Genomic DNA, 13,860 nt, shown 5'->3' on the forward strand with positions numbered 1-13,860 from the left:
GTTACTCACGTGTTACTCACCCGTTCGCCACTAATCCACCCAGCAAGCTGGGCTTCATCGTTCGACTTGCATGTGTTAAGCACGCCGCCAGCGTTCGTCCTGAGCCAGGATCAAACTCTCCGTAAAAGAACAACGCCCACCACCAACCACAGGCCGGTGATGAACAATCCATACGAAGCGAACCCGAAGGTTCACAAAACTGGCTACACGAAAAACAATCCGACGATCATTCTCCGAAATCAACCAAAGGAATCCCCAGACACAACCAACCACCACCCCCAGGCCGGGGGCAGCCAGCCAGCCATGCCCACGAGGACAAAAAATTTGGCATTGACTAACAAGCACACTGTTGAGTTCTCAAACAACCGACACACACCAACTCAGCCAGACCATCAGGCCCAACCTCGCTTGGGGCAACTTCTCTACCCTACCAGAGCCTTCCGCCGCTCACCAAACCCGTCCGCGTGGATCAGGATCGAGGAGGCCGGTCTTCTCCGGCAACCCCGCGCCGCCGGCCGGGCGCGCGAAACGCCCGATCGTTCGGTGAGGGGGACCGCCCGCGGGACCAGCCACCGTCGGCCGCTCCGGAGAGCTCATCCGTGGTGTCCGTTCCTCCCTGCCGGGCGAACGTCGAGAACACTACACGCGCTGCGACCGGCTGCCAAATCCGCAGGATTCCGCGCCTGCTGGGGTGCGGTTCCCTCCGCCAGCCCTCGCTCGGCGCCGGTCCGGGCGCCTCGCCCGGCGGACGCGGGAGGGCCGGGTGTCTCCACCCGGCCCTCCCTGCGACGACCGTTCGCGCGGAGACGTCCTCAGTCGCCGGCGACCGCGACGGCGAGCGTCTTCTTCCCGCGGCGCAGCAGCGCGTACCGGCCGTGCAGCAGATCGTCGGCCGTCACGACCGCGTCCTCGTCGGTGACCTTGACGTTGTTCACGTAGGCGCCGCCCTCGGCGACGGCCCGGCGCGCCGCACCCTTCGAGGCCACGAGACCGGACCCGACGAGGAGGTCCACCACCGGGTCCCCGGCCCGCACCGCCGTCCGCGGCAGCTCGGCGACCGCGGCGCCGAACGTCTGCTCGTCGAGCGACCCCAGCTCGCCGCGCCCGAAGAGGGCCTGGCTCGCCGCGACCACCGCCGCGGTCGCGTCCGCGCCGTGCACCAGCGTGGTCACGTCGTTCGCGAGGGCACGCTGCGCCTCGCGGGCGCCCGGACGCTCACGGACCGCCGCCTCCAGCTCGGCGATCTCCTCGCGCGTGCGGAACGTGAAGATCTTCAGCCACCCCACGACGTCCTCGTCCGCCGCGTTGAGCCAGTACTGGTAGAACGCGTACGGGCTCATCATGTCCGGCGCGAGCCAGACGGCGCCGCCCTCGGTCTTGCCGAACTTCGTGCCGTCGGCCTTGGTGATGAGCGGTGTGGTGAGGACGTGCACGGCCGCGCCCTCCGTCTTGCGGACGAGCTCGACCCCGGACAACAGATTCCCCCACTGGTCGTTCCCGCCGGTCTGGAGCGTCACGCCGTGGCGACGGTAGAGCTCGAGGAAGTCGATCCCCTGGAGGATCTGGTAGCTGAACTCCGTGAAGCTGATGCCCTCCTCGGAGCGCAGGCGGCGCGCGACCGTGTCCTTCGCGAGCATCGTGCCCAGCCGGTAGTGCTTGCCGACGTCGCGCAGGAAGTCGATCGCCGAGAGCTCGGAGATCCAGTCGAGGTTGTTGACGAGGCGCGCCGGGTTGTCGCCCTCGAAGTCGAGGAACCGGGAGACCTGCGCCTTGAGGCGCTCGGTCCACTCGGCGACCGTCTCCTTGGTGTTGAGCACGCGCTCGCCCGACTGGCGGGGGTCGCCGATCATGCCCGTCGCACCGCCGACGAGCGCGACCGCGTGGTGGCCCGCGAGCTGCAGGTGGCGCAGCACGACGAGCTGGACGAGGTGGCCGTGGTGCAGGCTCGGGGCCGTGGGGTCGAAGCCGCAGTAATAGGTGATCGGGCCCTCGGCCAGCGCGGCGCGCAGCGCGGCCTCGTCGGTGGACTGCGCCACCAGGCCCCGCCATTGCAGCTCGTCGAGAACGTCGCTCACTACCACTCCTTCGTCGGGCCCCCGCTCGCGCGGGGACGTGCAGGGCGGCCCGCGCGGGCCGCCGGTCCTAGTGTGCCGTGCCGGCGCCTGACGGCGGTCAGCGCGACCGGGCGGACACCCGCCGGTACGCCGAGACCGTCGGGTCGTCCGCGATCCAGTACCGCCAGGGGTACAGCGTGCCGTCGCCGCCCGTGCCGGAGACCCCGACGCGCGGCCCCGTCGCGATCTGCGGTCGGGCCGGAGCGGCGGGGCGGTGCACGACGAGCGCACCGTCCGGGTCCGTGAGGTCGGCGCCGTAGAGGCGCAGGTCCAGGTCGAGCGCGACCGCGAGCCGCGCCGGCCCGCGCGCGATCTGCCGGTCGGTGTCGCACCGTCCTCTCGCCGTACGGCGGGCGCGGGCGACATCGGCACCCCGGACCACCTCGCCGGCGCGGAGCAGGACGGCCGACGCGCGGCCCTCCGGCCCCGTGACGACGTTCACGCAGTGGTGTAGCCCGAGGTGGCGGTACACGTACAGGTGTCCAGGCTCGCCGAACATGGCGCGGTTGCGCTCCGTGCGCCCGCGGTAGGCGTGCGACCCGGGGTCGCGCTCGCCGTCGTACGCCTCGACCTCGGTGACGCGCAGGGTGACGACGCCGTCCTCGCTGCGGCGGATGAGGAACGCGCCGAGCAGGTCGCGCGCGACATCGTGCACGTCGCGCGCGAACCAGTCGCGCGCGAGCACGTCGTCCGCCGCGACCGCGGCGGTCACGCCCTGTGCGTCGCCCGCGCCGGTCGGTCTCGTCATCCCCGCCTCCTGTCCTGCCTCGGGTCCGGGGTCCCGGGACAGGGTACGTCGCGGACCGGCCCGGACCGGCGTCGGACGCGATGTAGCGAGCGTCGCGGTCAGGCCAGCGGGCGGCCGAAGGCGTCGAGCCGCACGTCGGCGCGCTCGCGCGTCCGCTCGCGCGCGTAGTGCTCGCGCTCGGCCTCCATCCACGCGAGCCAGTGGTCCCGCGCGTCCTCGCCGTCGCGGTCCAGGCCGCGCCGCAGCCGCAGGTCGTCGGGCGCCTCGACCCACACGCGAAGCGACGCGACGACGTCCGCCGCGCGCCGGCCCGAGCCACACCCCTCGACGACGAGGTACGGCGCCGGCGGAACGTCGTGCCACTCGGCGAAGCGGTCGAGCCCCCAGTCGAAGCGCCGGTAGCGCCCCGGCTCCCCCGCGGCCAGCGGACGCAGCACCCACCCGTCCAGCCGGTCCCAGGCGGGCTCGAGTCCCTGCCACCCCTCGTACAGGTCGTCCATGTGCAGCACCTGCGCAGGCAGCGCCTCGCCGAGCTGGGCGGCGAGCGTCGTCTTGCCCGAGCCCGCCGGGCCGTCGACGACCACGAGCCGCGTGCCCGGTGCGGTCCCCTCCCCGGGCCCGGGCGCCGTGCCCGGACCGAGGCGCGGGACGGCGTCGCGCACGCGGCGGACGAGGTCGGCGAGGACGTCGGGGCCGACGCTCACGCGCGGGCCCCGCGGTCGACGACTCCGGGCACGCTCAGCCCTGCGCCCAGAACCGGAACTCCGCCGAGCGCTCCTTGGCCGCCTCGAGCTGCTCGGCCACGCGGGCTGGCGCGGTGCCGCCCACCGCGTCGCGCGACGCGAGCGAGCCCTCGACGCTCAGCACGTCCCGCACGCCCGGCGTGAGGTGCTCGGAGATCGCCGCGAGGTCGTCGTCCGACAGGTCCCAGAGCTCGATCCCGCGCTCCTCGCACGCCCGGACGCACGCCCCCGCGACCTCGTGGGCGACGCGGAACGGCACGCCCTGGCGCACGAGCCACTCGGCGACGTCGGTCGCGAGCGAGAAGCCCTGCGGCGCGAGCGAGGCCATGCGCCCGGTGTCGAAGGTCAGCGTCGCGACCATGCCCGAGAACGCGGGCAGGAGCACCTCGAGCGTGTCGACCTGGTCGAACACCGGCTCCTTGTCCTCCTGCAGGTCGCGGTTGTACGCGAGCGGGAGGCCCTTGAGCGTCGTGAGCAGACCCGTCAGGTCGCCCACGAGCCGCCCCGCCTTGCCGCGCGCGAGCTCGGCGACGTCGGGGTTCTTCTTCTGCGGCATGATGCTCGACCCCGTGGAGTAGGCGTCGTCGAGGCGCACGAAGCCGAACTCCTTCGTCGCCCAGAGGATCACCTCCTCCGCGAGGCGCGAGAGGTCGACGCCGAGCATCGCCGCGACGAACGCGAACTCGGCGACCACGTCGCGCGACGCCGTCCCGTCGATGGAGTTCTCGACCGGGCCGTCGAAGCCGAGCTCGGCCGCGACGGCGGCCGGGTCGAGGCCCAGCGAGCTGCCCGCGAGCGCCCCCGAGCCGTACGGCGAGCGCGCGGCCCGCACGTCCCAGTCGACGAGGCGGTCGACGTCGCGCAGGAGCGGCCACGCGTGCGCGAGCAGGTGGTGCGCGAGCAGCACCGGCTGCGCGTGCTGCAGGTGCGTGCGGCCCGGCATCGCGGCGTCCGGGTGCGCCGCGGCCTGCTCGACGAGCGCGTCGACGACGTCGAGCACGAGGCCCGCGATCGTGCGGGCCTCGTCGCGCAGGTACATGCGCGTCAGCGTCGCGATCTGGTCGTTGCGCGACCGCCCGGCGCGCAGCTTGCCGCCGAGGTCCGGGCCGGCGCGCTCGATGAGCCCGCGCTCGAGGGCCGTGTGCACGTCCTCGTCGTCCGGCGCCGCGACGAACGCGCCCGACGCGACGTCCTCGCGCAGCCGGTCGAGCGCGGCGAGCATGCCCTCGAGCTCTTCGTCGTCGAGCAGGCGCGCGGCGTGCAGGACCTTCGCGTGGGCCTTCGACCCGGCGATGTCCTGGCCCGCGAGGCGCCAGTCGAAGTGCGTGCTCTTGCTCAGCGCGGCCAGCGCGTCGGACGGGCCGCCGGCGAAGCGGCCGCCCCACAGGCTGACGCGCCCGGGCTCGTCGTGGTTCGTGTCGGTCATCGGTTCTCCGCAGCGGTCGAGGGACGGGGTGCCGGTGGCTCGGCCGACAGGCTCAGAGGGCCCCGGTGCCGAAGTCCACGCCGTTGCCGAACTTCTCGTCGCGCGCGGCGGCGAGCTTGGCGGTGAGGCCGTAGATCTCGATGAAGCCCTTGGCCTGCGACTGGTCGAACGAGTCGCCCTCGTCGTAGGTCGCGAGGTTGAAGTCGTACAGGCTCGCCTCGGAGCGGCGGCCCGTCACGGTCGCGCGGCCGCCGTGCAGGACGAGGCGGACGTCGCCGGAGACGTAGCGCTGCGTGTCGTCGATGAAGACGTCGAGCGACTTCTTCAGCGGGCTGAACCACATGCCGTCGTAGACGAGCTCGGTCCAGCGCTGCTCGACGCCGCGCTTGAAGCGGGCCTGCTCGCGCTCGAGCGTGACGTTCTCGAGCTCCTGGTGGGCGGCGATGAGCGCGATCGCGCCCGGTGCCTCGTACACCTCGCGCGACTTGATGCCGACGAGGCGGTCCTCGACGATGTCGATCCGGCCGACGCCCTGGGCGCCCGCGCGGCGGTTCATCTCCTGGATCGCCTGCAGGGGCGTGACGGCCACGCCGTCGAGGGCGACGGGGATGCCCTGCTCGAACGTGACGATCACCTCGTCGGCGACCGGCGGGAACGTGGGGTCGTCCGTGTAGTTGTAGACGTCCTTGGTGGGCGCGTTCCAGATGTCCTCGAGGAAGCCGGTCTCGACGGCGCGGCCCCACACGTTCTGGTCGATCGAGAACGGGTTGTGCTTGGTCGTCGCGATGGGCAGCGCGTGCTTCTCCGCGTAGTCGATCGCCTTCTCGCGCGTGAGCGCGAGGTCGCGCACCGGCGCGATGGTCTTCAGCTCGGGCGCGAGCGACGTCGTCGCGACCTCGAACCGGACCTGGTCGTTGCCCTTGCCCGTGCAGCCGTGGGCCACAGTAGTCGCGCCGAACTGGCGCGCGGCGCGCACGAGGTGCTTGACGATGACGGGGCGCGACAGCGCCGAGACGAGCGGGTACCGGTCCAGGTACAGGCCGTTGGCGCGCAGCGCGGGCATGCAGTACTCGGCGGCGAACTCGTCGCGCGCGTCGGCGACGTAGGCCTCGACGGCCCCGCAGTCGAGGGCGCGCTGGCGGATCAGCTCGAGGTCCTCGCCGCCCTGGCCGACGTCGACCGCGACGGCGACGACCTCGGCGCCCGTGGCCTCCGCGATCCAGCCGATGGCGACGGAGGTGTCCAGGCCGCCGGAGTAGGCGAGCACGACGCGTTCAGTCATGACGATCTCTTTCTGTACGTGAGGGGTCTGCGGATCAGTGTGGCAGGGCTGCCGGCGGGCGGACGCCCGCGGTCAGGCGCCCGGCCCGGACAGGTCGAGGAAGCGGCGCGCGAGCTCCGCGCCGCCGTCGGGGTCGCGGGCGATGACGAGGATCGTGTCGTCGCCGGCGATGCAGCCGAGCACGCCCGGGAGCACCGAGTGGTCGATCGCCGACGCGAGGTAGTTGGCCGCGCCGGGGGGCGTGCGCAGGACGACCAGGTTGGCCGACGCCTCCGCGGAGACGAGCATCTCGGAGCACAGCCGCGCGAGCCGCGCCGCGAGGTACTCCGGCGACTCGACGCTCTGCACGCTGCGGTCGCCGCCCTCGCCGGGCACCGCGTAGACGAGCGCGCCCGAGGCGCCGCGCACCTTCTCGGCGCGCAGCTCGATGAGGTCGCGCGACAGGGTCGCCTGCGTGACGCTCACGCCCTCGGCCGCGAGCGCCTTGGCGAGCTCGGCCTGCGAGTGGATCGCGGTGCGGCGCACGATCTCGGCGATGCGCGCGTGGCGCGCGGCCTTGGTCGCCGGGGCGGTCCGCCCGGCGGCCACCTCCGGGACGGGCGCCTCGGCCGCCGGGGTGGTCACGCGTGCTCCAGCAGGAACGCGAGCAGCGCCTTCTGGGCGTGCAGGCGGTTCTCGGCCTCGTCCCACACGGCCGAGCGCGGCCCGTCGATGACCTCGGCCGTGATCTCCTTGCCCCGGTACGCGGGCAGGCAGTGCAGCACGATCGCGTCGTCCTTCGCGTGCGCGAGGAGCGCGTCGTCGACCTGGTAGGGCACGAACGGGAGGGCGCGCTCGGCGGCCTCGTCCTCGTCCCCCATGGAGACCCAGGTGTCGGTCGCGACGACGTCGGCCCCGGCGACGGCCTCGGCGGGGTCCGCGGTGACGAGCACGGAGCCGCCCGTCTCGGCGGCGACGCGGCGCGCGTCCTCGAGGATCGCGGGCGCCGGCGGGTAGCCGTCGGGCGTGCCGACGCGCACGTGCAGGCCGGCCGTGGCCCCGCCGAGGAGGTAGGAGTGCGCCATGTTGTTCGCGCCGTCGCCGACGTACGCGAGGGTCTGGCCCGCGAGCGCGGCCGTGCCGCCGCGCAGCTGCGCGACAGTCAGCAGGTCGGCGAGGATCTGGCACGGGTGGAAGTCGTCGGTGAGCGCGTTGACGACGGGGACGCGGCTGTGGGCCGCCATCTCCTCGATGCGGTCCTGGCCGTAGGTGCGCCACACGATCGCCGACACCTGGCGCTCGAGCACGCGCGTGGTGTCCGCGATCGACTCGCGCGTCCCGATCTGGGCGAGCCGGCCGTCGACGACGACGGGGAAGCCGCCGAGCTCGGCGATGCCGGTCGAGAACGACAGCTGCGTGCGCAGCGTGGGCTTGTCGAACAGGACGGCCACGCCCTGCGGCCCGCGCAGCGGCTGGCGGAACGTGCGGTCGTCGCGGAACGCGAGCGCCAGCTCGAGCACCTGCCGCTGCTCGGCGGGCGTGAGGTCGTCGTCGCGCAGGAAGTGCCGCGTGGCCATCGGGTCAGTCCCTCGTCTCGGTGGTGTCGGTGGTGCCGGTGGTGGGCCTCGGCAGGCGCAGGGCGGCGAAGAACGCGACGACGTCGCGCGCCTGGTCCGCGGTGAGGATCAGCGGCGGGGCGAGGCGGATCGCGTCCGGCGCGACCGCGTTGACGACGAACCCCGCGTCGAGCGCCGCGCGCGCGACGTCCGCCGCGACGGGCCGCGAGAGCTGCACCGCGAGGAGCAGGCCCCGGCCCCGGACCCCCGCGACGAGCGGGTTGCCCGCCGCCGCGATGCCCTCGCGCAGGAGCGCGCCCACGGTGCGGACGTTCTCGAGCAGCCCGTCGCGCTCGATGACGCCGAGCGTGGCGAGGGCCGCGGCGGCCGCGACGGGGTTGCCACCGAACGTCGTGCCGTGCTGCCCGCGCCCGAGGAGGCGCGCCGCCCGCTCCCCGTACGCGACGACGGCGCCGACGGGGAAGCCGCCGCCGAGCCCCTTGGCGAGCGTGACGACGTCGGGCACGACCCCGCCGCCGAGGTCGGGCTGCTGGTAGGCGAACCACGAGCCGGTGCGCCCGACGCCGGTCTGCACCTCGTCGAGGACGAGCAGCGCGCCGTGGCGCGCGGTGAGCCCGCGCGCCGCGGCGAGGTAGCCCGGCGAGAGCGCTCGCACGCCCGCCTCGCCCTGGACGGGCTCAAGGACGAGCGCCGCGACCCCGCCGCGCGCCGCGACGGCGGCGTCCGAGAACGCCTCCTCGAGCGCCGCCACGTCGTCGAACGGCACGTGCTCGACCCCGCCCGGCAGCGGCTCGAACGGCTCGCGGTACGCGGCCTTGCTCGTCAGCGCGAGCGCGCCCATCGTCCGGCCGTGGAAGCCGCCCTCGAGCGCGAGGACGCGCGTGCGGCGGCCGCCGTCGTCGTTGCGGCGCGCCATCTTGAAGGCCGCCTCGTTGGCCTCGGTGCCCGAGTTCGTGAAGAACACGCGCGACCCGGCGGGTGCCTCCGCGAGCGCGAGCAGCCGCTCGGCGAGCGCGATCTGCGCGGGCGTGCCGAAGAAGTTCGACACGTGCCCGAGCGTGCCGAGCTGGGCGCTCACCGCGGCGGTCAGCGTGGGGTGGGCGTGGCCGAGCGCGTTGACGGCGATGCCGGCGAGGAGGTCGAGGTAGCGGCGGCCGTCGGCGTCCCAGACGTACGCGCCCTCGCCGCGCACGAGGACGCGCTGCGGCGGGCCGAACGTGTCCATGACGGCGTGCGTGTACCGGTCGGTCCACTCCTGCACCGACCCGGACGCGACCGGCGTGGGCGCGTGCGAGGTCGTGGGCTCGACGTCGGTCATGCGGCACCTCCGACGGGGTCGGGCACGACCATCGTGCCGTTGCCCTGGGTCGTGAAGACCTCGAGCAGGAGCGAGTGCGGGACGCGGCCGTCGATGACCGTCGCGGACGGCACGCCGCCCTCCACGGCGCGCAGGCACGCCTCCATCTTCGGCACCATCCCGGACTCGAGGGTGGGCAGCAGGTCCGCGAGCTCCGTGCGCGTGATCTGCGCGACGAGCGAGCCGCGGTCCGGCCACGACGTGTACAGGCCCTCGACGTCGGTGAGGACGACGAGCTTGCGCGCCCCGAGCGCGACGGCGAGCGCCGCGGCCGCGGTGTCGGCGTTGACGTTGAGCACCTGCGTGGAGTCGTCGCGGTCGGGCGCGATGGTGGACACGACGGGGATGCGCCCGGCGTCGAGCAGGTCCTGGACGGCGCCCGGACGGACCTCCACGACGTCGCCCACGAGGCCGACGTCGACAGGCTCGCCGTCGACGGTGGCGTGCCGGCGCTGCGCGCGGAGGAGGCCGCCGTCCTCGCCGGACAGGCCGACGGCGTACGGGCCGTGCGCGTTGACGAGGCCGACGAGCTCGCGCGAGACCTGCCCGGTGAGCACCATGCGCACGACGTCCATCGCCTCGGGCGTCGTCACGCGCAGGCCGCCGCGGAACTCGGACTCGATGCCGAGCCGCCCGAGCATCGCGGAGATCTGGGGGCCGCCGCCGTGCACCACCACGGGGCGCAGGCCCACGCGGCGCAGGAACACCATGTCCTGCGCGAACGCCGCCTTGAGGGTGTCGTCGACCATGGCGTTGCCGCCGTACTTGACGACGACGAGGGCGCCGGCGAACTCCTGCAGCCACGGCAGGGCCTCGACGAGCACCTCGGCCTTCTGGTCGGGGCGCAGGTCGGTGCGCGTGTCGAACGCGTCGTCGTCGGGCGCGGGGATCGGGGTCTGCCGGTCGCTCATGAGGAGTACGCGCTGTTCTCGTGGACGTAGTCGTGCGTGAGGTCGTTCGTCCACACCGTCGCCGTGGCGGACCCGGCGTGCAGGTCGATCTCGACGCGCACCTCGCGCGCGGCGGCGAGGTCGACGAGCTCGCGCGGCTCACCCACTCCCCCGGCGCGGCACACCTGCACGCCGTTGACGGCGACGTCGAGTGCGAGCGCGTCGAACGGCGCGACGTCCTCCGGCACGGTGCCGACCGCGGAGACGATGCGGCCCCAGTTCGGGTCGTTGCCGAAGATCGCGGCCTTGAACAGGTTGGACCGCGTGACGGCGCGCGCGACGGCGACGGCCGCGTCCTCGCTGCTCGCGTTCACCACGGTCACCGCGACGTCGTGGCTCGCACCCTCGGCGTCCGCGACGAGCTGGCGCGCGAGCGACCCGCACGCCTCGGTGAGCGCGTCGGTCAGCTCGTCGAGCGGCACGGCGACGCCCGACGCGCCGGACGCGAGGAGGATCACGGTGTCGTTGGTCGACATGCAGCCGTCGGAGTCGACCCGGTCGAACGTCGCGCGCGTCGCGGCACGCAGGGCGGCGTCGGCGGTCGCGCCGTCGACGACGGCGTCGGTCGTGACGACGCACAGCATGGTTGCGAGCCCGGGCGCGAGCATGCCCGCGCCCTTCGCCATGCCGCCGACGGACCAGCTCGCGGCGCCGTCGGTCGAGCCGCCCACCGCGGCCTCGCGCACCACGTGGACCGTCTTGGGCACCGTGTCGGTCGTCATGATGGCGAGCGCGGCGTCCTCGCCGCCCGTCGTCGTGGACGCCGGGTCGTCGAGCGCGGTCGCCGCGGCGTCCACGCCCGCGAGCAGCTCCGCCATGGGCAGGCGTACCCCGATGAGGCCGGTCGAGCACACGAGGACGTCGCCCGCCGACGTCGCGAGGACGTCCGCGACGTGCTCGGCGGTGCGGTGCGTGTCCGCGAACCCGTCGGGGCCCGTGCACGCGTTGGCGCCGCCCGAGTTGAGCACGACGGCGCTCGCGCGCCCGTCGCTCACGGCCTGGCGCGTCCACGCGACAGGGGCGGCGAACACGCGGTTCGTCGTGAGGACGGCCGCGGCGACGTCGAGCGGCCCGTCGTTGACGACGAGCGCGACGTCCTTCGCACCGGTCGACTTCAGGCCGGCGGCGACGCCGGCGGCCCGGAAGCCCTGCGGGGACGTGACGGTCACGGGGCGACTCCCTCGGTGGTCAGGCCCGCCGTCTGCGGCAGGCCGAGCGCGACGTTCATGGACTGCACCGCGGCGCCCGCGGTGCCCTTGACGAGGTTGTCGATCGCCGTCACGGTGACCACGCGGCCTGCCGCGTGGTCGACGGCGACCTGGACGAGCGCGGTGTTGGCGCCGAGCGTCATCGCCGTGCTCGGCCACTGCCCCTCGGGCAGCACCTGCACGAACGGCTCGCCGACGTACGCGTCGTCCCACGCCTGGCGCACGCGCGCGGTCGCCTCGGCGGGACCGAGGGCGGCGACGTCGGCCGACAGGGGCGCGGTCACCGTCGCGAGGATGCCGCGCGCCATCGGGACGAGCGTCGGCGTGAACGAGATCCGCACCTCCGACGCGCCCGCGGCACGCAAGTTCTGCACGATCTCCGGGATGTGCCGATGGCCGCCGCCGACGGCGTACGGCTGGGCCGAGCCGAGGCCCTCCGCCGCGAGCAGGTGCGGCTTGAGCGACTTCCCGGCACCCGAGTAGCCGTTCGCGAGCACGGCGACGACGTCCCGCGCGTCGACGACCCCGGCGGCGACACCCGGCTGGAGGCCGAGCGTCACGGCGGTCACGTTGCACCCGGGGACGGCGATCCGGCGCGCGCCGACGAGACGCTCGCGCTGGCGCGTCTCCGTCGCCGCCGCGCCCGGGTCCTGCGTGAGCAGCAGCTCCGGCATCCCGTACGGCCACGTCCCGGCGTGCGCGGAGCCGTAGAACTGCTTCCAGTCCGCCGCCGACTCGAGCCGGTGGTCGGCACCGAGGTCCAGCACGAGCACGTCCTCGGGCAGCTGCGCCGCGATCTCCCCCGACGCGCCGTGCGGCAGCGCGAGCACCACGACGTCGTGCCCCACGAGGTGCTCGACCGTCGTCGGCAGCAGCACGCGGTCCGCGAGGGACCGCAGGTGCGGCTGGTGCGCCCCGAGCAGCGACCCCGCGCTGCTGTGCGCCGTGAGCGCGCCGATCTCGACGTCGGGGTGCCCCACGAGCAGGCGCAGCACCTCGCCCCCCGCGTACCCGGACGCCCCCGCGACCGCGACTGTGACCGTCATATGCACAACTATACATAGTTATGCAGCGCGCCCGGTCGCCGCCTCGTGGTCGGGTTCGCGGCCGGGTCGCACCATGCGCTCGGGCTGGCGCGGGCACATGTAATCGGGTTCGCGGCAGGGTCGCACCGTGCGCTCGGGCTGGCGCGCCGTCACCTCGTGCGATCGTCTCGCGTTCTCGCGCGCGCCTCTGACGCCCTTCGCACACGGTCCGACCCCGCCGCTCGTCTTCGCCCTCACCGCCGCGGTCCCGACCACTCGTCGACGAGGACGAGGCACCGCGCGAGTGGCGGCTTGCCCGGACTGCGAGGGCGTCGCACGGCCAGGGCGAGACGAGACCGGGCGGGGCGGGTGATGTGCGAAGGACGTCAGAGCCGCGCTCGAGAAGGTGCGACGACGGGCCGAGGTGACGGCGCGGCAGTCCGAGCACGTCAGCCGCCCCGCCCACCCGACCCAGCCACCGCGCCCGACCCTAGGCTGAGCCCCATGCACGCGATCGTGGCCCGCGAGGCGGGCGGCCCTGAGGTCTTGGAGTACCGCGAGCTGCCCGACCCGGAGCCGGGGCCCGGTGAGCTGCTGGTGCGCACGGCGGCGGCGGGCGTCAACTTCGTCGACACGTACCAGCGCGCCGGCGTCTACCCGGTGCCGTACCCGCACCCCGTGGGCAGCGAGGGGGCCGGGACGGTGGTCGCGGTCGGTGGGGTGCGCGACGGCGACCCCGAGTTCGCGGTCGGGGACCGCGTCGTGTGGACCGAGGCGCCGGGCTCGTACGCGGACCTCGTCGTCGTTGCGGCACGCCAGGCGCTGCGCGTCCCGGACGCCGTGACCCTCGAGGACGCGGCGGCCGTCGCGCTCCAGGGCCTGACCGCGCACTACCTGTGCACGTCGACGTACCCGGTGCGCCCGGGCGACCGTGTGCTCGTGCACGCGGGCGCGGGCGGGGTCGGCCTGCTCCTCACGCAGATGGTGGTGGCGCGCGGCGGGCACGTGATCTCGACGGTGTCGACGCCCGAGAAGGCCGAGCTGTCGCGCGGGGCGGGGGCCGAGCACGTCATCGAGTACACGGCGTTCGGCGACCTCGCCCACGACCTGCCCGAGGTGGTTCGCGGTCTCACGGGCGGTGAGGGCGTGGCCGCGGTGTACGACTCCGTCGGCAAGGACACGTTCGACGCGTCTCTGGCGAGCCTGCGCCGTCGCGGGACGCTCGTGCTCTTCGGCGGGTCGTCGGGCCAGGTGCCGGCGTTCGACCCGCAGCGGCTGAACGCGGCGGGGTCGGTGTTCCTCACGCGGCCCAAGCTCGCCGACCACACCGCGACGCGCACCGAGCTCACGGAGCGCGCGGCCGACGTGCTGGGCGCCGTCGCCGGCGGCACGCTGCACGTGCGCGTCGGGGCGCGGTTCGCGCTCGCCGACGCCGCGGACGCGCACCGCGC

General features: G+C 74.1%; 12 protein-coding genes and 1 rRNA gene. 1 reads left to right on the forward strand and 12 read right to left on the reverse strand.

Translation table 11 applies throughout. The features are described 5' to 3' along the window. The 12 genes from JZ5iCDA_RS10860 to argC form a co-directional block, all read right to left on the reverse strand. A 16S ribosomal RNA gene (locus tag JZ5iCDA_RS10860) occupies positions 1–126 on the reverse strand; the annotation flags it as partial. Between the two features lie 686 nt (positions 127–812). After that, positions 813–2,075, reverse strand: a complete 1,263-nt coding sequence (gene tyrS / locus JZ5iCDA_RS10865) for a tyrosine--tRNA ligase (protein WP_069387190.1) — start codon at positions 2,073–2,075, stop codon at positions 813–815. A gap of 97 nt (positions 2,076–2,172) precedes the next feature. Further along, positions 2,173–2,862, reverse strand: coding sequence for a DNA-3-methyladenine glycosylase (locus JZ5iCDA_RS10870; protein WP_083259897.1), 690 nt, complete (start codon positions 2,860–2,862; stop codon positions 2,173–2,175). A gap of 98 nt (positions 2,863–2,960) precedes the next feature. Beyond that, complete coding sequence (locus tag JZ5iCDA_RS10875) at positions 2,961–3,566, reverse strand: uridine kinase family protein (protein WP_069387191.1); 606 nt, start codon at positions 3,564–3,566, stop codon at positions 2,961–2,963. A gap of 34 nt (positions 3,567–3,600) precedes the next feature. Beyond that, positions 3,601–5,031 (reverse strand): argininosuccinate lyase, encoded by a 1,431-nt coding sequence (argH, locus tag JZ5iCDA_RS10880; protein WP_069387192.1) that lies wholly within the window; start codon positions 5,029–5,031, stop codon positions 3,601–3,603. A gap of 52 nt (positions 5,032–5,083) precedes the next feature. Beyond that, positions 5,084–6,313, reverse strand: a complete 1,230-nt coding sequence (locus tag JZ5iCDA_RS10885; RefSeq protein WP_069387193.1) for an argininosuccinate synthase — start codon at positions 6,311–6,313, stop codon at positions 5,084–5,086. Between the two features lie 72 nt (positions 6,314–6,385). Then, a complete protein-coding gene (locus JZ5iCDA_RS10890) occupies positions 6,386–6,937 on the reverse strand; it encodes an arginine repressor (RefSeq protein WP_253182050.1) in 552 nt (183 codons plus the stop codon). Further along, on the reverse strand, positions 6,934–7,869 hold the full coding sequence (argF, locus tag JZ5iCDA_RS10895; protein WP_069387194.1) for an ornithine carbamoyltransferase: 936 nt from the start codon (positions 7,867–7,869) through the stop codon (positions 6,934–6,936). Before argF ends, JZ5iCDA_RS10890 begins: the two co-directional genes overlap by 4 nt. 4 nt (positions 7,870–7,873) lie before the next feature. After that, positions 7,874–9,187 (reverse strand): acetylornithine transaminase, encoded by a 1,314-nt coding sequence (locus JZ5iCDA_RS10900; RefSeq protein WP_069387195.1) that lies wholly within the window; start codon positions 9,185–9,187, stop codon positions 7,874–7,876. After that, the gene (gene argB / locus JZ5iCDA_RS10905) at positions 9,184–10,137 is read right to left on the reverse strand and encodes an acetylglutamate kinase (protein ID WP_069387196.1); all 954 of its coding nucleotides are present in this window, start codon (positions 10,135–10,137) and stop codon (positions 9,184–9,186) included. Before argB ends, JZ5iCDA_RS10900 begins: the two co-directional genes overlap by 4 nt. Further along, positions 10,134–11,345, reverse strand: coding sequence for a bifunctional glutamate N-acetyltransferase/amino-acid acetyltransferase ArgJ (argJ, locus tag JZ5iCDA_RS10910; RefSeq protein WP_069387197.1), 1,212 nt, complete (start codon positions 11,343–11,345; stop codon positions 10,134–10,136). Before argJ ends, argB begins: the two co-directional genes overlap by 4 nt. Further along, a complete protein-coding gene (gene argC, locus JZ5iCDA_RS10915; protein ID WP_069387198.1) occupies positions 11,342–12,430 on the reverse strand; it encodes an N-acetyl-gamma-glutamyl-phosphate reductase in 1,089 nt (362 codons plus the stop codon). The genes argJ and argC overlap by 4 nt, the downstream gene beginning before the upstream one ends. A 483-nt stretch (positions 12,431–12,913) precedes the next feature. On the opposite strand from argC, the gene JZ5iCDA_RS10920 reads away from it, so the two are divergent. Next, the coding region (locus JZ5iCDA_RS10920; RefSeq protein ID WP_069387199.1) for a quinone oxidoreductase family protein at positions 12,914–13,860 on the forward strand (947 nt) is incomplete at its 3' end.

It is taken from the genome of Cellulosimicrobium cellulans, assembly GCF_001722485.1.
GTDB classification, from domain to species: Bacteria; Actinomycetota; Actinomycetes; order Actinomycetales; family Cellulomonadaceae; genus Cellulosimicrobium; species Cellulosimicrobium cellulans_A.